We start from the raw sequence: 18,559 nt of genomic DNA on the forward strand, positions 1-18,559 counted from the left end.
CATAACTCATTGAATCTCAAGGAGTTTTCCGTTTCGACTGCGCCGGAAGTGGGGCGAATTATAGACATCCTGAATCTGCCGTCAACCGTTAATTTCACTTTTCTATCAAAGCAGGCGAAAAAGCTCCCTCTATATAGACACAACTCCCATGCCTGATTCGAACTCAACCAGAAAGCCCTCCAAGAGAAAGCGCATACAAATTACGACTAGGCCTTGCCACGCCTGCTGATTGAGCGCTTCAAGACCATCGAGTATTAAAGGAGGGGAGTTTCAACAATAGATGGTGTCCCAGGGCAGGTTCGAACTGCCAACCTTCCCCTTAGGAGGGGGATGCTCTATCCAATTGAGCTACTGAGACACACGCTTTGTCGCAGCAGACGCTGCATGACGGACGGCGTGCATGTTAACCACCGAACCCCGATTTGTCATGTCGTCCGTTGGGCTTTTTAAGTGTAGGCAAGCGCCCTGCAATGCTGCGGGAAGAATTACCGTGCATTTTGCATGCTCACTGAAAAGCCACTATTGCAGATTGCAACCTGCAAAACTCGAAAAACCCGCTCAAATGCTTGTTTTTAAAGGACTTAACAGAGGTTAAACTGTTGGCACGACGGCTGCTTTGTCTGTTCTATCGAAGAACATTCGGAGCTACACCCATGAACACCACCCTTTTGCTTGCAAATGCAATTGCTCTTGCGGTTTTGGTGAGCTTCCAGTTTGTGCCCGAGCATGCAACACAGAAGCCATTGGCCCAGCGCATGCCGCATTACTTGCAGGTACAAAAAGCACCCCAACTGGCGGTGCTGAACGATCAGGACACCTCTACCCCACAGGCCGTCAGTAACTCTGAGCAGGTGCGACCAGCACTGACCTCCGAACATCTGGTTTTTTGAAACATCTTCAGGAGTAAAACATGTCCAAGTCAGCTGCGGGATTTCTGATCCTCGCTCTATTGAGTGGCGTTTTGCATTTATCGCTGTTCGAGGGCGCTGAAATCACCCTGCCCCTGATTGGCTGCGCCATTTTTGCCACACTATTTGTGCTGGCGCTGGCTGCGGGAAGAAAGATCAAATTTGATCCGGTTTTACGCTGAGCCTGATCAGACGCAAAAGTTCACTGACGGCCTCCGCCAGCTCCCCGGAATTATCAATGACATTTACCGGCTCATCACTTGACCGCCTATCCTTGAACAACACATTGCGATCCAGTCTTGCGTCAATTTGCTCAAGCGTTTCTCGACCACGCTTGAGCAGACGCTCTCGCAACACCTCATCCCGAACTGTCAGCAAGACTGGCAGCAGCGCTGGATAGCGCTGCATTGCTTGACGCAGAGTGGCCCGTGAACCATTGACCAATACATGCCGTCCAGCATTCAGCCATTGATCCATTTCCACTGGAATCCCGTAGGCGAGACCATTGGCACGCCAGGCCAATGAAAATTCGCCGGCGCGCTCACGCCGCTCAAACTCATCCGGTGTCACCCCAACAGCATCCTCCCCCACCGATTCGGCAGATCGCGTGATCACCCGACGCATCACCTCACAGTTCAATGCACGTAAGGGGGCTCGCGCAGCCTCGATCAAACTGTCCTTGCCTGACCCGGACGGCCCCATCAAGTAAATTAGCTTGCCATCCATCCTGAAAACGCCCTCCAGCAGGTGTATGCCACTAGTAAATCGGCAATTTGCCACTATCCTGTACAGGTAAGGAACAAGGATGCAGAACCCGCATAGCATGCACGTTCTGATGCCCTCGGACATCAATTGATGTGCAGCAGGAAGCGGACAAGGATGCGGACAGAGGTGAAGATTTCTAACCAGTCCGCATTTCTGATAATTGGTGCTGGCATTACGCCTTTACCCAGCTCAATATTTGTCACAGAATTGACGCCAATGATCTGGCAATTTTGAGGCATGATGCGGGCCTCTTAACAATTCAGGTTGAACCATTTGGCGCGGATGCTTGTCCTACCACACATCCTGCGGCCAATCCCGAGAACCGCTCCCCTGAACTAACCGGTTAAATATATGCGCCCATTGAAACAGGCAATTTATTCCAGCCGTACGGCTGACAAGTTCGTCGTACGTCTGCCAGACGGAATGCGTGAACGCATTGCCGAGGTGGCTCGCAATCATCATCGCAGCATGAACTCCGAGATCATTGCGCGCCTTGAGCAGAGTCTTATTCAGGAAGGTGCACTGGGCGAAGAGCTGAGCATGCGCCTGGACAGCCCGGAGCTGTCGTTGCACGAGCGCGAGCTGTTGCAACGTTTCCGCCAGCTGTCTCACCGTCAGCAGAACGCCTTGGTGTCCTTGATTGCCCATGACGCCGAAATGGCAGCAGACGCGTCCTGAGCCATAACGAACATCTCAAGCCAGCATAATTGCTGGCTTTTTTTTGCGCGGATTTTGAGTTTTCCCAGGCAAAAAAAAAGCCCGCCAGATAGGCGGGCTGTTTCGCTGTAGCTGATCAGAGCAGGAATATTGTCGCCAGCCCGAGGAAGATGAAGAAACCTCCGCTGTCGGTCATCGCAGTAATCATCACGCTAGCCCCCATCGCAGGGTCTCGCCCCATCTTCGCCAAGGTCATAGGGATAAGTACCCCCATCAATGCAGCCAGCAACAGGTTGAGTGTCATTGCCGCGGTCATCACCACACCCAACGACCAACTTCCGTAAAGAAGATAAGCAACGACACCAATCACACCGCCCCAGACAAGGCCATTGATCAAGCCTACGGCCAATTCCTTGCGCATCAGGCGCGAAGTATTGCCGGTGCTTACCTGATCGAGCGCCATGGCGCGAACGATCATGGTGATCGTCTGGTTACCGGAATTGCCGCCAATGCCCGCCACGATCGGCATCAGTGCAGCGAGCGCCACCAGTTTCTCGATCGAGCCCTCGAACAGACCGATCACCCGCGACGCAACAAACGCAGTGATCAAGTTGATCGCCAGCCATGCCCAACGGTTACGAAGCGACTTCCAGACCGACGCGAAGATGTCTTCCTCCTCACGCAGACCCGCCATGTTGAGGACTTCGTTCTCGCTTTCTTCACGAATCAGGTCGACCATTTCGTCGATGGTCAGACGACCGATCAGCTTGCCGTTCTTGTCGACCACAGGAGCCGAGATCAAGTCGTAACGCTCGAACGCCTGCGCAGCGTCGTAGGCATCTTCGTCCGGGTGAAAACTCACCGGGTCGCTGGCCATCACCTCGGCTACTTGTTTGTCCGGATCATTAACCAAAAGGCGCTTGATCGGCAGCACACCTTTGAGCACACCGTCGTAATCGACCACGAACAGTTTATCGGTATGGCCCGGAAGCTCTTTAAGGCGACGCAGATAGCGCAGAACGACTTCGAGACTGACATCCTCACGGATAGTCACCATCTCGAAGTCCATCAGCGCACCAACCTGCTCCTCGTCGTAGGACAAGGCCGAACGCACGCGCTCACGCTGCTGGTTATCCAGGCTCTCCATCAGCTCATGGACGACGTCTCGCGGCAGCTCGGAAGCCAGGTCAGCAAGTTCGTCTGCATCCATGTCCTTGGCGGCGGCCAGGAGCTCGTGATCGTCCATGTCGGCGATCAGCGTTTCACGAACGGAGTCGGATACTTCGAGAAGAATGTCGCCGTCGCGATCAGCCTTGACCAATTGCCAAAGCGTCAGACGGTCGTCCAGCGGCAAGGCTTCAAGGATATAGGCGACGTCGGCAGAGTGCAGATCATCGAGCTTGCGTTGCAGCTCGACGAGATTTTGCCGGTGAACCAGATTTTCGACGCGATCGTGATGCGCGCCTTCCTGGCGATGAGTCAGGTCTTCAACGACCCGTTGACGCTGCAGCAGCTCGACGACCTGAGCCAGGCGATCCTGCAGGCTTTCTTGCGTTTTCTTTACTTCGATTTCAGACATAGGCGAACTCCACTCCCAGCAGCGGGGCACGCCGGAAGAATCAATCAGTCAATTCATGATTGGTGAAACGGGGTACTGAGTAACTACTGGGTAAGTCCATGGAATTTTTCCATAAGCCCCGGCGGGGCTGACGGGCGCAATGATACACCGCATGACGGTTTAAAACGTTAAAAAATCGCGGGCGAAACAAGCGCTTGCGAAACAAACCTGAGCACTGTCCTGATCCTTGCTATGCGACGACTCATTCTGAAAAGAAAACACACCGACACTGAAAAATGTAGCGACTACCCTTGAGCATAGATCGTCATGGAGGACGTCGAATGCCCTTGAAAACATCTCACCTTGTACTCGCCAGCCTGCTTTGCGTGCCGCCTGGCGGAGCCGCCCTCACACTGCATCGTTGCGAAGCCGATGATGGCAGCATCACCTTCACCTCGATGAGTTGTGCGCACGGCGAGCGGCGCTCAGCACAGGAAGTTCACCCCTATTCCCCCGGATCAGTCGTGGCGGTGATGCCGGAACACAACCATGAGAAAATATCCGGGATGACAACAAAAACTCGAGCACTGGGGATTGTTGGTCACGCTGAAGACAGATGCGGAAACCTGATCGACACCAGGCAACGTCGCGAAGCGATCATCAATCGCCGTGTCATTGCCGGCATGAGCCAACAAGATGTCGAGAGCGCGCTAGGTAAACCGGACAAGGTAAATGTCCGAACATCGACGACGAGCTATCGATACGACCTCAAGCGAGGACGTTCGGCTCAAATTGATTTTGACGAACGAGGATGCGTGAAAGCAAAAGCCAAATCCCGGACAGCAAAAAGCCCGCGTTAAACGCGGGCTTTTTGGTATATGGTGCACTCGACAGGATTCGAACCTGTGACCGCTCGGTTCGTAGCCGAGTACTCTATCCAGCTGAGCTACGAGTGCATTTGTGTTTTTAGACCAGACCACAACTGGCTGAAACCAAGTTATTCACATTGCTGCAACTAACTCTTAAATGGTGCACTCGACAGGATTCGAACCTGTGACCGCTCGGTTCGTAGCCGAGTACTCTATCCAGCTGAGCTACGAGTGCATTTGTGTTTGTTAGACCAGATCACACCTGGTTGAAGCCGAGTCATTTACATTGCTGTAACTGACTCTTAAATGGTGCACTCGACAGGATTCGAACCTGTGACCGCTCGGTTCGTAGCCGAGTACTCTATCCAGCTGAGCTACGAGTGCATTTGTTGCGCCGCATTATAGCCCGTCTAATCTCTATTCCAACCACTTTTTCTATTAATTTCAACAACTTACAGAAAAAGCCAGATTACAACGTACTAAGCAAATAATGGCGGAGAACGGGGGATTCGAACCCCCGACACCCTTTTGAGGTGTACTCCCTTAGCAGGGGAGCGCCTTCGGCCACTCGGCCAGCTCTCCGCAACACGGGGCGTATCTTAACCAACCTTTTCCCCGTTTGCAAACATAAAAATCGATAAAAATTAATGGCTTGGTTCTTCGTCCTTCTCTTTCTTTATACGCAGGTAAATTTCCTCACGGTGCACGGCAACCTCTTTCGGGGCGTTGACGCCGATACGCACTTGGTTTCCTTTAACGCCGAGCACGGTCACGGTGATTTCGCCATCACCGATAATCAGGCTTTCTGCGCACCGACGAGTCAGAATCAGCATACCTTTCTCCTCACGCAATTCAGTTCAGGGACAACAGTCTGCAAAAAAAAGGCACCCGACCTACAACCGGAGCGATCGTAGCCCTACATGCCTGAGTATTGACCAGCGCGAGCAAAAGAACAGTTCAGGGCTCGCGCCATTCAAAAAATAAAGGGCGCGGTCAGACCGCGCCCTTCAAGAAACGGAATTACTCGCCCTGACGGGCCGGAGCATCCAGTTCGAAAGCCGTGTGCAGGGCGCGCACGGCCAGTTCCAGGTACTTCTCTTCAATCACCACGGAAACCTTGATTTCCGAGGTCGAGATCATCTGGATGTTGATGCTTTCTTTCGCCAGGGATTCGAACATGCGGCTGGCCACGCCTGCGTGGGAGCGCATGCCGACGCCGACGATCGAAACCTTGGCAATCTTGGTGTCGCCAACCACTTCACGGGCACCGATCTCGCGAGCGGTGTTTTCCAGCACGGTCTGTGCGGCCTGGTAGTCGTTGCGGTGCACGGTGAAGGTGAAGTCGGTGGTGTTATCGTGCGCGACGTTCTGCACGATCATGTCGACTTCGATGTTCGCGGCACTGATCGGGCCGAGAATCTTGAACGCCACGCCCGGGGTGTCTGGCACGCCACGGATGGTCAGCTTGGCTTCATCGCGGTTGAAAGCGATGCCGGAAATGATCGGCTGTTCCATGGTTTCCTCTTCATCAATAGTAATGAGGGTGCCCGGACCCTCCTTGAAGCTGTGCAGTACGCGCAGCGGAACGTTGTACTTGCCGGCGAATTCCACCGCACGGATCTGCAACACCTTGGAACCGAGGCTGGCCATTTCCAGCATCTCTTCAAAGGTAATCTTGTCGAGACGTTGAGCGACTGGCACAACACGTGGGTCGGTGGTGTAAACACCGTCAACGTCGGTGTAGATCTGGCACTCGTCAGCCTTCAACGCGGCAGCCAGTGCCACACCGGTGGTGTCGGAACCGCCACGACCGAGAGTGGTGATGTTGCCGTGCTCGTCGACGCCCTGGAAACCGGCGACAACGACAACGCGACCGGCTTTCAGATCACCACGAATCTTCTGGTCATCAATCTGCAAGATACGCGCTTTATTGTGCGCACTGTCCGTCAGGATCCGCACCTGATTACCGGTGTACGACACCGCCGGCACGCCGCGCTTGATCAGCGCCATGGCCAACAGGGCAATCGTCACCTGCTCACCAGTGGAAACGATCACATCCAGCTCACGCGGAACCGGTTGAGTGTCGCCACTGATTTGTTTGGCCAGATCGATCAGACGGTTGGTTTCGCCGCTCATTGCAGACAGCACAACCACCAGGTCATCGCCGGCATCGCGGAATTTCTTAACCTTGTCGGCGACCTGCTCGATTCTCTCGACAGTACCGACCGAGGTGCCTCCAAATTTCTGTACGATCAAAGCCATTTCAAAGCCGCCTCTGCCCATGAAGGGCGCCCAATAATCACTCGAACAGTCGCCAGGCCCGCCACTAGACTGCGGGCCGGGCGGACTGCCTTATAAACCCTGCTCGACGAATGGAACGGTCAGCGCCAGTGCGCCATCCAGTGCGCCGGCGTCGATACCGCCGCCCTGCGCCATGTCCGGACGACCACCGCCCTTCCCGCCCACTGCCGCAGCAGCCTGCTTCATCAAATCACCGGCTTTGAGTTGGCCAGTCAGGTCCTTGGTTACGCCTGCAACCAGTACGACCTTTTCCTCATGGACACTGCCGAGCAGGATCACTGCGCGGCCGAGTTTGTTTTTCAGCTGATCAACCAGCGCCAGCAGCGCCTTGCCGTCCTGACCATCCAGACGTGCGGCCAGAACCTTCACACCCTTGACGTCCACTGCCGAGTTCGACAGATCGTCGCCCGCGGCGCTGGCAGCCTTGGCCTGCAACTGCTCCAGCTGCTTCTCCAGTTGGCGGTTGCGCTCCAGCACAGCCGACAGCTTGTCGACCAGGTTGTCGCGGCTGCCCTTGACCAGGCTGGCCGCTTCCTTGAGTTGTTCTTCTGCCGCGTTCAAGTAGGCCAGTGCCTGCGCACCAGTGACTGCCTCGATACGACGCACACCCGAAGCCACACCGCCTTCGCTGATGATTTTCAACAGGCCGATGTCGCCGGTACGGTTGGCGTGGATACCGCCACACAGCTCGACGGAGAAATCGCCGCCCATGCTCAGCACGCGCACGTTGTCGCCATACTTCTCGCCGAACAGCGCCATGGCGCCTTTGTTCTTCGCGGTTTCGATGTCGGTTTCTTCGGTTTCAACCGCGGAGTTCTTACGGATCTCCGCGTTGACGATATCTTCCAGCGCTTTGATCTGTTCCGGCTTGATCGCTTCAAAGTGACTGAAGTCGAAACGCAGACGCTGGCTATCCACCAACGAACCTTTCTGCTGAACGTGCTCGCCCAAGACCTGACGCAATGCAGCGTGCAGCAAGTGCGTGGCCGAGTGGTTCAGCGAAGTGGCGTGACGCACTTCGGCGTCGACGTGAGTTTCCACCGGAGCGCCAATGGTCAGGCTGCCCGAATCCAGCACGCCGTGGTGCAGGAATGCGCCGCCGGTCTTGGTGGTGTCACGTACGTCGAAACGCGCGTTACCTGCCTGCAGGAAACCGCAGTCGCCGATCTGGCCGCCGGATTCAGCGTAGAACGGCGTCTGATTCAGAACGATCACCGCCTCTTCGCCTTCATTCAAGACGTCGACCGACTGGCCATCTTTATAGATAGCGACAATTTTTGCCGAACCGCTGGTGTCTTTGTAGCCGGTGAACTCGGTGGCGACATCAACCTTGACCAGGGTGTTGTAATCCAGACCGAACGAGCTGGCCGAACGCGCACGAACACGCTGGGCTTCCATCTCACGCTCGAAACCGGCTTCGTCGACCGTCAGGCTGCGCTCACGGGCGATGTCGGCGGTCAGGTCCATCGGGAAACCGTAGGTGTCGTAGAGTTTGAACACCACGTCGCCCGGCACCACGGTGCCTTTGAGTTCCAGCAGATCCTGCTCGAGGATCTTCAGGCCGTGCTCCAGCGTTTTGGAGAACTGCTCCTCCTCAGCCTTGAGCACACGTTCGATGTTGCTCTGCTGCTTCTTCAGTTCCGGGAACGCTTCGCCCATCTCGGCGACCAGCGCCGCGACGATCTTGTAGAAGAAGCTGCCGGTGGCGCCCAGTTTGTTACCGTGACGGCAGGCGCGACGGATGATCCGGCGCAGCACATAACCGCGACCTTCGTTGGACGGCAGCACGCCGTCAGCAATCAGGAAGCCGCACGAACGGATATGGTCGGAAACAACCTTGAGCGACGACTGATCGCCATTTTCGCAACCGATGGCTTCAGCCGAGGCCTTCAGCAGGTTCTTGAACAGGTCAATGTCGTAGTTGGAATTGACGTGCTGCATCACCGCACTGATCCGCTCCAGGCCCATGCCGGTGTCGACCGACGGCGCTGGCAACGGATGCAACACGCCATCGGCGGTGCGGTTGAACTGCATGAACACGTTGTTCCAGATCTCGATGTAACGGTCGCCGTCTTCTTCCGGCGAGCCCGGTGGGCCGCCCCAGATGTGGTCGCCGTGATCGTAGAAAATCTCGGTGCATGGGCCGCACGGGCCGGTATCGCCCATGGTCCAGAAGTTGTCGGAGGCGTAAGGCGCGCCTTTGTTGTCGCCGATGCGGATCATGCGCTCGACCGGCACACCGATTTCTTTGGTCCAGATGTCATACGCTTCGTCGTCGGAGGCGTAGACAGTGACCCAGAGTTTTTCCTTCGGCAGTTTCAGAACGCCGGTCAGGAAGGTCCAGGCAAAGGTAATTGCGTCGTGCTTGAAATAGTCGCCGAAGCTGAAGTTACCGAGCATTTCGAAGAATGTGTGGTGACGAGCGGTATAACCGACGTTTTCCAGGTCGCTGTTCTTGCCACCGGCACGCACGCATTTCTGGCTGCTGGTCGCGCGGGTGTACGCACGTTTTTCCTGGCCCAGGAAGCAGTCCTTGAACTGGTTCATCCCCGCGTTAGTGAACAGCAGGGTTGGGTCGTTGCCCGGAATCAAAGAGCTGGAGGCTACACGGGTGTGGCCTTGCTCTTCGAAGAAGCGAAGGAAGGCTTCACGGATTTCTGCGCTTTTCATTAGGTTCTTCCACGGAGGCTGCGGCCAAAGGCCTGTTCGAAACGTCAACAGACGAAGCGACGGCAAAGGGCCGCATTATATCGGCCCTGCGCGCGGGGTACAGCGTGTTTATACGATAGAAACGGTCAATTGGACGGCTAACGCTGTCACTTGCGCGAAAACTCGACGAATGTCGCGATCAATTGCTCGATTTGCGAGCGATTGACGTCCATGTGCGTGACCATGCGCAGACGCGCGGCAGCGCTCAACTTGATCCCGCGCTCGGCGGCAAAGGCCTTGATCGCTTCAGCTTTTTCACCCATTTGCACATAAACCATGTTGGTTTGCACCGGTTCGACGATGAAACCTGCTTCACGCAAGCCCTCGGCCAGTAACTGTGCGTTGGCATGGTCGTCTGCCAGACGATCAACATTGTGGTCCAGCGCATGCAGCCCCGCCGCTGCCAGCAGCCCAGCCTGACGCATGCCGCCGCCGACCATTTTGCGCAAGCGACGGGCCTTGCCGATCAACTGCTCAGAGCCACACAGCACTGAGCCCACCGGCGCGCCAAGGCCTTTGGACAGGCACACCGACACCGAATCAAAGTACTGAGTGATTTCCCGGGCATCGACGCCCAGCTTGACTGCCGCGTTGTAAAGACGCGCGCCGTCGAGGTGCAGTTGCAAGCCTTTATCCTGAGTGAAGCGGCGTGCGCGGGCCAGGTACTCCAGCGGCAGCACTTTGCCCTGCATGGTGTTTTCCAGCGCCAGCAAACGAGTCCGGGCGAAATGGAAGTCGTCAGGCTTGATCGCCGCCGCGACCTGATCCAGATCCAGCGAACCGTCGGCCTGCACTTCCAGCGGCTGCGGCTGGATCGAGCCCAGCACCGCCGCGCCACCGCCCTCGTATTTGTAGGTGTGCGCCTGCTGGCCAACGATGTATTCGTCGCCGCGCTCACAGTGCGCCATCAACCCCAGCAGGTTGCTCATGGTGCCCGTCGGTACGAACAACGCGGCAGCAAAACCCAGTCGCTTGGCCAGTTCGGCCTCGAGACGATTGACCGTCGGATCTTCGCCGTAAACGTCATCACCGGTGTCCGCTGCGGTCATCGCATCGAGCATGGCGGGAGTCGGTTGGGTGACGGTGTCGCTGCGAAGATCGATAACGCTCATGAACCTGGCCTCTAATCAGCAGGGGAAATCCCTTTACGAAGTTGAATTACTGCGGTCATCGCTCGGATTAATCAACCCTTGCGCAAGGAAAAGTCGTTTCGAACCGCCAGAAAATTCGATGGCAATCATCAGAAAGGCGCAATGCACACAGCCACAATCTGTGTTAAAAACGCTGCGCCGCCCGAGAAAGGGCGGCAAAAACGTTCTCAGGGCGGGGTGCAATTCCCCACCGGCGGTAATTGCGCGCAATGCGCATAGCCCGCGAGCGCTTGGCGACGAACACAGCTTCGGTTGTGCGCGATGGCAAGGTCAGCAGACCCGGTGTGATTCCGGGGCCGACGGTCATAGTCCGGATGAAGAGAGAACGGGATTAACGCCAAAGGGCCGTCCGCGCGATGTTGTGCGTGTGCGCACCCTTGAATCCCTTTCGATTCATAACGCCCTGTTTTTCACACAAACAGGAGTCAGAACATGCAACCCACCGCTATCGACAGCAAAAGCAAACACCCTCACGGCGAGCGCGTCGCGTTCATTCAGGCCTGCTGGCACAAGGAAATCGTCGACCAGAGCCGTAAAGGCTTCGTCGCCGAAATGCTTGCCTTGGGTTATCAGGAATCGGACATCGACATCTTCGAAGTCGGCGGTGCTTTTGAAATGCCCCTGCACGCCAAGTTGCTGGCCAAGACCGGTCGTTATGCCGGCATCGTCGCCGCAGCCCTGGTCGTGGACGGCGGCATCTACCGTCACGAGTTCGTCGCTCAGTCGGTGGTCAGCGGCCTGATGCAAGTGCAGCTGGAAACTGAAGTGCCGGTGTTCTCGGTATCCCTGACGCCGCATCACTTCCATGCCGGTGACGAGCATCAGAAATTCTTCTTTGAGCACTTTGTACACAAGGGCCAGGAAGCGGCACGGACTTGCGCCGATACGCTGCGCAAGGTTCGCGCACTGCGCCGCACCGAGCCGCATGCTGTAGCGGTGTAAACACGATGAGTGAGATCTCTGGTCTCACTCATTCCCCTGTGGGAGCGAGCTTGCTCGCGAAAGCGGATTGACAGCCAACTTAAATGTTGAATGCCCGATTGCATTCGCGAGCAAGCTCGCTCCCACAGTGGTTCTGTGTAGACCTTGCGATTGAGGTCAGGCGAGGTTTTCGTCGGTAGTCGGGACGATCAGGATGCCCGCGCGCAAGCCGTTCTTGACCTTGGGATTGGGAAAGATGATACGTGCTCCCTCTTCCTCAATGACCCAACGGGTATTGGCCAGATCTTCGGCCAACACATACCCCATCTCCAACTCTGAAAAGTTTTCGATGTCCTGCGGCAGGTTCAGACGGAATGCATCGCTGTGTTTGATGATTTCCCGGGCGACGCTGAACAGCTGCAAACCGTCCAGCCCCTGCTCCGCCATCTCCGGCTCGTTGCCTTCAATGATCTGTTGCAGACGGGTTTCCAGCAGCGACACATTGACCCCGTCGTTCTGCCCGAACGGCCGCGCCTTACCCAGTTCCAGCGTAAAAGCCTCGGCACCGAGCTTGTCGTAGGTGTACGAGCTGAAGACGATCGACGGTTTGTTCTGCAACAGCACCGCTTCCATTCCGGCAGCGCGCAGACGTGCCAGCTCCAGACGCGAATGCTGGCGACCTTCCTTCCACGGATAGAGTGCGAACTGTTCGATCTTCGAACCGCGAATCGCCGTGTGCAGGTCATAGTGCAGACGCTGGCGATCCGGCAGGCTGAAGAAACTCGCCGCCAGACGTTCCAGCTCACAGGCACGCAGCGCTTCGCTGCCACTGCTTTGTTCATGACGGCCGTTGAACAGCCGATTGACGTCCTGCTCGACGAAACGCTCGCCCTTGCGAATCGCTTCCGGGTTGCCGAACAGGAACAGAATGCGTGCGCGCGGCTTCAGATCGCCGCGGGCGATGTCGTGCAGCAGCCGGTCAAGCAACTCGATCGGCGCTGTTTCGTTGCCGTGAATACCTGCCGACAGCAGCAGGTCCAGGCCATTGTCGCGTGCTTCGGGTGGCCGCACTTCCAGCGCACCTTCGCTCAACCAGCGCATACGCACGCCTTCGACAGTCAGTTGAGTCTTCTCCGCCGGTTCGCGGCCGGCGAGGGTCAGTTCAAGCAGTTTGCCGAGGGCGAGCATAGAGCGGTTTCCTTAGTGATCGTGGTTGCAATCCGGGCCGTGCACGTGGTCTTCGTCGTCGCCGACGTCAGCCGGTTCCATTTCCAGTTGCAGACTTACCAGATTAGTCGCCAATGGGCGCAGCAGCAGGTTGGCGTACTCAGCGTCACCTTCTTCAACGTCCACGCCGATCAGCAGTTGGCCACGGCCGTCCTGCTGGATCCACAGCTCTTTGCCTTGCCACATGACCGCGACGCGGGTGCACGAGGTTTGCAGTTGCGTGCCGTCGGTGTCTTCAAGGATCAACTGCAGGGAATCGCTCATTTTTTTACTCTCTTGGTGAGACAAGCCGCGCGCCGCGTTCAGGCGACGCGCCGGCCATCAATTGATCTGGAATGGATAAACCGCGCCCAGTTTAAGGATTTGCGTCAGTTCATCCAGTGCCGTCCGGCATTCAAGCAGCAATTGCGGATCCGCCAGATCGGTTTCGCTCAGGCGGTCGCGGTAGTGCTTTTCAACCCATGCGGTCAACGAACCGTACAACGGTGGCGTCATGATAACCCCTGGGTTGACCGCCGCCAGTTCGGTTTCGTTAAGCGCGACGCGCAGTCGCAGGCACGCCGGGCCACCACCGTTCTGCATGCTTTGCTTGAGATCGAAGACTTTCACTTCGCGGATCAGGCCGCCGGAGCTGGTCAGACTTTGCAGATACGCCCAGACGCGCTCGTTGGCCTGGCACTCTTGCGGCACGATCAGCAACATCGAGCCATCAGGACGCGAGAGCAACTGGCTGTTGAACAGGTAGGAACGCACCGCATCATCCACGGTGACTGCCGAACGCGGCACACACACGGACTGGAAGTTGCCCCCGACTTTGGCGAGCTTGCTTTGCAGTTCGGCCAGCATCTGATCGGTCTCGAGGAACGCGTCCTCGTGATAGAACAGCACTTCACCGTTACCGACGGCGATCACGTCGTTGTGGAACACGCCTTGATCGATCACGTTCGGGTTCTGCTGCGCGTAAACCACGCCTTCGTCACGCAGACCGTGCAGACGCGCAACGGCTTGCGAGGCTTCGAGGGTCTGGCGCGCCGGATATTTCTGCGGCGCCGGGTAGCGATTGTCGAAGGCACTGCGACCGAATACGAAAAACTCGACGCCCGCTTCGCCATATTCGCGGCAGAAACGTGTGTGGTTGGCCGCACCTTCGTCGCCGAACTGCGCCACTGCCGGCAACGCGGCGTGATGGGCGAAGTGCTGCTGATTGGCGAACATCGCGCCGAGCACGCGGCTGGTGGTCGGGTGCTCGATGCTGCGGTGGTATTTGCAGTTGAGGTTGGCTGCGGTGAAATGCACGCGACCGTCTGCGGTGTCGGCACTCGGGCTGACAGTCGCGGCGTTAGCCACCCACATGCTCGACGCGGAACAACTGGCGACCAGCAGCGGCATCGCCTCTTTGGCGGCGCGCTCGATCACTTGCGCGTCGGTACCGCTGAAGCCCAGACGGCGCAGAGCGGCCACGTCCGGACGCTCCTGCGGTGCGAGCACGCCTTGCTGAAAGCCCATTTCCATCAGCGCTTTCATCTTCGCCAGACCTTGCAAGGCCGCTTCCTTCGGGTTCGAAGACTGCTGGCTGTTGCTCTGGGAAGCAACGTTACCGTAGGACAGACCACCGTAGTTATGGGTCGGCCCCACTAGACCGTCAAAATTGACTTCATAGGATTTCATCAGCGAGGCTCCACGAGAATCTGTTGTTATAGGCTTCAGTAACTATTCTTTTAGACCGAGGCGCGGCCTTCGCGAGCAAGCTCGCTCCCACAGGATTTATGTTGAACACAAAATGTGTGAACACCACTGAATCTGTGGGAGCGAGCCTGCTCGCGAATGGGCATCACGCCATTTTCACGCCAGGCGTCAGGGCAGCAGGCAACACCAGGCTTGGGGTTTCCAGCGAGGCCACCGGGTACGCGCAGTAATCCGCCGCGTAATAGGCGCTGGCGCGGTGGTTGCCCGAAGCGCCGACACCACCAAACGGCGCGCTGCTCGCAGCGCCGGTCAGCTGCTTGTTCCAGTTGACGATACCGGCGCGGCTTTCCAGCCAGAACTGCTGATAACGCGCTTCAGAATCCGACAGCAGACCTGCGGCCAGGCCGTAAGCAGTGTCGTTGGCTTCAGCGATCGCCGCTTCGAAATCGGTGTAGCGGATTACTTGCAGCAACGGGCCGAACAGTTCTTCGTCCGGGCGATCGGCAACTGCGGTGACATCGAGGATGCCCGGGGTCAGCAGCGCGGCCTGGGCCTGCGGCTGAGTCATTTCCAGCAGCGACACAGCGCCGTTAACCAGCAGATGTTCTTGAGCGTCCATCAGCGCTTTCGCCGCGCCGAGGGAAATTACCGAGCCCATGAATGGGGCTGGTTGCTGATCGAACGCGCCGACTTCAATGGTCGCGCAGACTTCAACCAGACGCTTGAGCAGGCTGTCGCCCCACGCGCCTTGCGGCACCAACAAACGGCGTGCGCAGGTGCAGCGCTGACCGGCAGAGATGAACGCCGACTGAATAATCGTGTAAACCGCTGCATCCAGATCCGCGACCTGATCGACCACCAGCGGATTGTTGCCGCCCATTTCCAGCGCCAGAATCTTGTCCGGACGACCGGCGAATTGCTGGTGCAGGTGATTGCCGGTGCGGCTCGAACCGGTGAAGAACAGACCGTCGATGCCCGGGTTCGCCGCCAGTGCGATGCCGGTTTCGCGAGCGCCTTGCAGCAGGTTCAACACGCCCGTCGGCAGACCGGCCTCGATCCAGCACTTGACCGTCAGCTCAGCGACTTTCGGGGTCAGTTCGCTGGGCTTGAACAATACGCTGTTGCCGGCCAGCAGCGCCGGAACGATATGGCCGTTCGGCAAGTGCCCAGGAAAATTGTAAGGACCGAACACCGCGACCACGCCGTGCGGCTTGTGGCGCAGTACGGCGGTGGCGTCGCCCAACGGGCCGCTCTTCTCGCCGGTACGTTCACGGTAGCTCTGCACCGAGATCGCGATCTTGTTGACCATACTGGTGACTTCGGTCGCGGATTCCCACAACGGCTTGCCGGTCTCTTCACCAATGGTGCGAGCCAGTTCGTCAGCGTGGTTTTTCAACGACGCGGCAAAAGCCTCAAGCACAGTGATACGCTCTTCCAGCGTACGACGTGCCCAGCCTGGAAACGCCTGACGCGCAGCTTGCACAGCCGACTCAACCTGCGCAGCCGTGGCACCCTCCCCCGACCACAGCACTTGCTGGGTCACCGGGTTCAGCGATTGAAAGGCTTCGCCCTGGCCGGCCAGCCACTCACCTGCGATGTATAGCGAATTCATTATTTCGACTCCCGTGCAGCGGACAACGCCACGGCGCGCACTTGATCGCCAGCGTTGAGTTGAAGACGTTTGGCGGTCTGCGGATCGACCACCAGAGTGCCGGCAGCCAGACGCGCCGGCGCAGCAGTGATGCGGCAATCTTCGCGCTTGCGGTTATGGATGATGAACGGCGTGGCGTCTTCGCCCGGCGTGCCAACGGCGAGCACCAGCGCTTCACTGTCACGCACTGCGCGGATCTTGCCGGTTTCGCATTCGATGGCCGGACCTGCGTCGAAGATGTCGACGTAACCCTGGTAGCTGAAACCTTCGCTCTTGAGCATCGCCAGTGCTGGCTCGGTGTCCGGATGCACCTGGCCGATGACGTTACGTGCGCCTTCGGAGAGGAAGCAGGTGTACAGCGGGAATTTCGGCATCAGCTCAGCAATGAACGCCTTGTTGCCGACACCGGTCAGGTAATCGGCCTGGCTGAATTCCATCTTGAAGAAGTGACGACCGAGACTTTCCCAGAACGGCGAACGGCCGGCGTCATCGGACACACCGCGCATCTCGGCAATGATCTTGTTGCCGAACAATTCAGGGAATTCCGCGATGAACAGCATGCGCGCTTTGGACAACATGCGACCGTTCAGACCGTTGCGGTAATCGGCATGCAGGAACAGCGAGCACAGCTCGGAATTGCCGGTCAGATCGTTGGCGAGAAACAGCGTCGGGATCTCGCGATAGATGTTCAGCTCTTGCGAAGCGCTGACGGTCAGACCGACACGGAAGTTGTACCACGGCTCACGCAGACCAACGGCGCCAGCAATGGCGGAAATCCCTACCACGCGGCCATCGTCGTCTTCGAGCACGAACAGGTAGTCCGCGTCGCCACGGCCAGCTTCGCCGCGAAAGGTCTTCTCGGCCCAGCCGACCCGGTGGGCCAGACGTTCTTCGTTGGCCGGCAACGTGGTCAGGCCGGTGCCGGTGCTGCGGGCCAGGTCGATCAGAGCGGATAAATCGCTGCTGCGTACGGGACGAACAATCATGCTATCTCCTCAAACGGGCCGCCTTCGCCACCCGTGAAACTCGCTAAGGCGTTAAACCGCCACCAGGCGCACGCTGGCACCTTCACCGACGCCCAGGGCTTCGGCCGCTTCCAGATCCAGAGTCACCGGTTTGCCCGGTGCGTAATCCAGCTCCAGCAACACCGCGCGGTAATCCTGCAACTGCGCGTTAGCCACCAGATACTGACGCCCGGCACCTTTCACCGGCTCGCCGATCTTCACCGGCACCACGCGGCTCTGAGCGATCGAACGGATCCCCGACACACGTGCATGCAGGGTCGGGCCACCGTCGAAAATGTCGATGTAGTGATCGGTCTCGAAGCCTTCGCGCATCAGGATGTCGAAGGTGATCTGCGCACGCGGGTGCACCTGGCCCATCGCCTCTTGGGCGGAATCCGGCAGCAGCGGTACGTAGATCGGGTAATGCGGCATCAGCTCGGCGAGGAACGTACGGCTTTTCAGCCCGCACAGGCGTTCGGCTTCGGCGTAATTGAGGTCGAAGAAATTGCGACCGATGGCATCCCAGAATGGCGAATCGCCGTTCTCATCGCTGTAACCGACGATCTCGGTCACCACCGAATCGGCGAAACGCTCAGGGTGGCTGGCGACGAACAGCAGACGGCCACGGGAGTTGAGCTCGGACCACGGCGAACCGACCAGCTCGCGCTGCACGTAGAAACTGGTCAGCAAGCTGTTGCCGGTCAGGTCGTGGCACTGCGAAAGCACGTGGATCTTGTTGTGGATCTTCAGCTCGCGGGAGGCGTGGACGAAGGTCTCGTTGCGGAAGCTGTAGAACGGCTCCGAGTAACCGGCCGAAGCAACAATCGCCGAGCAGCCGACCAGCTTGCCGGTGGCAGTGTCTTCGAGGACGAAGAAATAGCTTTCCTCACCGTTGAAGCTCACTTCGGCAGCAAACGAGGCTTCGCTCGCGGCGATCTTGTCGCTCAGACGTTCCACGTCATCCGGCAAGGAAGTGACACCAATCGGGCTGTCCGCAGCCAGACGCTGTACCTCGCCCAGATCAGCCATTTGCGCGGGGCGCATCACCAGCATGGTGTCACTCCTTTCTCTTATAAATTCACAGAAAAAAATAACCGGGCCTACATGGAGATCAATGTAGGAGTGAGCCTGCTCGCGATTGCGGTCTGTCAG

17 protein-coding genes, 5 tRNA genes and 1 riboswitch are annotated in these 18,559 nt (G+C 57.7%); of the genes, 5 read left to right on the forward strand and 17 right to left on the reverse strand.

The genetic code is table 11. The features are described from left to right. Positions 1-281: 281 nt before the first annotated feature. Positions 282-358: transfer RNA gene (locus BMY54_RS05800), tRNA-Arg, on the reverse strand. Positions 359-653: 295 nt separating this feature from the next. Here BMY54_RS05800 and BMY54_RS05805 point away from each other — a divergent pair. Next, positions 654-890, forward strand: a complete 237-nt coding sequence (locus tag BMY54_RS05805; RefSeq protein WP_093430377.1) for a hypothetical protein — start codon at positions 654-656, stop codon at positions 888-890. A gap of 20 nt (positions 891-910) precedes the next feature. Then, a complete protein-coding gene (locus tag BMY54_RS05810; protein WP_093430379.1) occupies positions 911-1,090 on the forward strand; it encodes a PA3371 family protein in 180 nt (59 codons plus the stop codon). On the opposite strand, the gene phnN is transcribed toward BMY54_RS05810, so the two are convergent. Next, positions 1,065-1,634, reverse strand: coding sequence for a phosphonate metabolism protein/1,5-bisphosphokinase (PRPP-forming) PhnN (gene phnN, locus BMY54_RS05815; RefSeq protein ID WP_093430382.1), 570 nt, complete (start codon positions 1,632-1,634; stop codon positions 1,065-1,067). The two genes, BMY54_RS05810 and phnN, sit on opposite strands and share 26 nt — an antisense overlap. 390 nt (positions 1,635-2,024) lie before the next feature. Between phnN and BMY54_RS05820 the strand changes: the two genes are divergently transcribed. Further along, entirely contained in the window at positions 2,025-2,351 is a 327-nt protein-coding gene (locus BMY54_RS05820) for an Arc family DNA-binding protein (protein WP_003178899.1), read from the forward strand. A 115-nt stretch (positions 2,352-2,466) separates the two neighbouring features. On the opposite strand, the gene mgtE is transcribed toward BMY54_RS05820, so the two are convergent. Beyond that, complete coding sequence (mgtE, locus tag BMY54_RS05825) at positions 2,467-3,909, reverse strand: magnesium transporter (RefSeq protein ID WP_007919330.1); 1,443 nt, start codon at positions 3,907-3,909, stop codon at positions 2,467-2,469. Positions 3,910-4,229: 320 nt separating this feature from the next. Here mgtE and BMY54_RS05830 point away from each other — a divergent pair, with 320 nt between their 5' ends. Further along, a complete protein-coding gene (locus BMY54_RS05830; RefSeq protein ID WP_093430384.1) occupies positions 4,230-4,748 on the forward strand; it encodes a cell envelope protein SmpA in 519 nt (172 codons plus the stop codon). A gap of 19 nt (positions 4,749-4,767) precedes the next feature. Here BMY54_RS05830 and BMY54_RS05835 read toward each other — a convergent pair. The 8 genes from BMY54_RS05835 to ltaE all read right to left on the reverse strand — a co-directional run bounded on the left by BMY54_RS05835 (position 4,768) and on the right by ltaE (position 10,879). Beyond that, positions 4,768-4,844, reverse strand: a tRNA-Arg gene (locus tag BMY54_RS05835). 71 nt (positions 4,845-4,915) lie between these two features. Beyond that, positions 4,916-4,992 (reverse strand) — tRNA-Arg (locus BMY54_RS05840). A 72-nt stretch (positions 4,993-5,064) separates the two neighbouring features. Continuing rightward, a tRNA-Arg gene (locus tag BMY54_RS05845) sits at positions 5,065-5,141 on the reverse strand. Between the two features lie 107 nt (positions 5,142-5,248). Further along, positions 5,249-5,339 (reverse strand) — tRNA-Ser (locus BMY54_RS05850). Positions 5,340-5,401: 62 nt separating this feature from the next. Next, positions 5,402-5,590, reverse strand: a complete 189-nt coding sequence (csrA, locus tag BMY54_RS05855) for a carbon storage regulator CsrA (RefSeq protein ID WP_002554426.1) — start codon at positions 5,588-5,590, stop codon at positions 5,402-5,404. A 187-nt stretch (positions 5,591-5,777) separates the two neighbouring features. Next, positions 5,778-7,019, reverse strand: coding sequence for an aspartate kinase (locus tag BMY54_RS05860; RefSeq protein WP_007919332.1), 1,242 nt, complete (start codon positions 7,017-7,019; stop codon positions 5,778-5,780). A 90-nt stretch (positions 7,020-7,109) separates the two neighbouring features. Further along, complete coding sequence (alaS, locus tag BMY54_RS05865) at positions 7,110-9,728, reverse strand: alanine--tRNA ligase (RefSeq protein WP_093430386.1); 2,619 nt, start codon at positions 9,726-9,728, stop codon at positions 7,110-7,112. A 146-nt stretch (positions 9,729-9,874) separates the two neighbouring features. Then, the gene (gene ltaE / locus BMY54_RS05870) at positions 9,875-10,879 is read right to left on the reverse strand and encodes a low-specificity L-threonine aldolase (RefSeq protein WP_093430387.1); all 1,005 of its coding nucleotides are present in this window, start codon (positions 10,877-10,879) and stop codon (positions 9,875-9,877) included. A 198-nt stretch (positions 10,880-11,077) separates the two neighbouring features. Continuing rightward, positions 11,078-11,249, forward strand: a riboswitch (FMN riboswitch). A gap of 101 nt (positions 11,250-11,350) precedes the next feature. Between ltaE and BMY54_RS05875 the strand changes: the two genes are divergently transcribed. Continuing rightward, complete coding sequence (locus BMY54_RS05875; protein WP_093430389.1) at positions 11,351-11,860, forward strand: 6,7-dimethyl-8-ribityllumazine synthase; 510 nt, start codon at positions 11,351-11,353, stop codon at positions 11,858-11,860. 156 nt (positions 11,861-12,016) lie between these two features. On the opposite strand, the gene astE is transcribed toward BMY54_RS05875, so the two are convergent. The 6 genes from astE to aruF form a co-directional block, all read right to left on the reverse strand. Then, positions 12,017-13,027: a succinylglutamate desuccinylase gene (gene astE, locus BMY54_RS05880; RefSeq protein ID WP_093430392.1), complete on the reverse strand. Its 1,011-nt coding sequence runs from the start codon at positions 13,025-13,027 to the stop codon at positions 12,017-12,019. Positions 13,028-13,039: 12 nt separating this feature from the next. After that, positions 13,040-13,330: a hypothetical protein gene (locus tag BMY54_RS05885; RefSeq protein ID WP_016983958.1), complete on the reverse strand. Its 291-nt coding sequence runs from the start codon at positions 13,328-13,330 to the stop codon at positions 13,040-13,042. Positions 13,331-13,387: 57 nt separating this feature from the next. Continuing rightward, positions 13,388-14,734, reverse strand: a complete 1,347-nt coding sequence (astB, locus tag BMY54_RS05890) for an N-succinylarginine dihydrolase (protein WP_093430395.1) — start codon at positions 14,732-14,734, stop codon at positions 13,388-13,390. 163 nt (positions 14,735-14,897) lie between these two features. Then, complete coding sequence (gene astD / locus BMY54_RS05895; RefSeq protein ID WP_175559567.1) at positions 14,898-16,367, reverse strand: succinylglutamate-semialdehyde dehydrogenase; 1,470 nt, start codon at positions 16,365-16,367, stop codon at positions 14,898-14,900. Beyond that, positions 16,364-17,389: an arginine N-succinyltransferase gene (astA, locus tag BMY54_RS05900; protein WP_093430400.1), complete on the reverse strand. Its 1,026-nt coding sequence runs from the start codon at positions 17,387-17,389 to the stop codon at positions 16,364-16,366. The genes astD and astA overlap by 4 nt, the downstream gene beginning before the upstream one ends. Positions 17,390-17,440: 51 nt before the next feature. Next, a complete protein-coding gene (gene aruF / locus BMY54_RS05905; protein ID WP_007951057.1) occupies positions 17,441-18,460 on the reverse strand; it encodes an arginine/ornithine succinyltransferase subunit alpha in 1,020 nt (339 codons plus the stop codon). Positions 18,461-18,559: the final 99 nt, after the last annotated feature.

This window comes from Pseudomonas sp. ok266 (genome assembly GCF_900110195.1).
GTDB classification, from domain to species: domain Bacteria; phylum Pseudomonadota; class Gammaproteobacteria; order Pseudomonadales; family Pseudomonadaceae; genus Aquipseudomonas; species Aquipseudomonas neuropathica.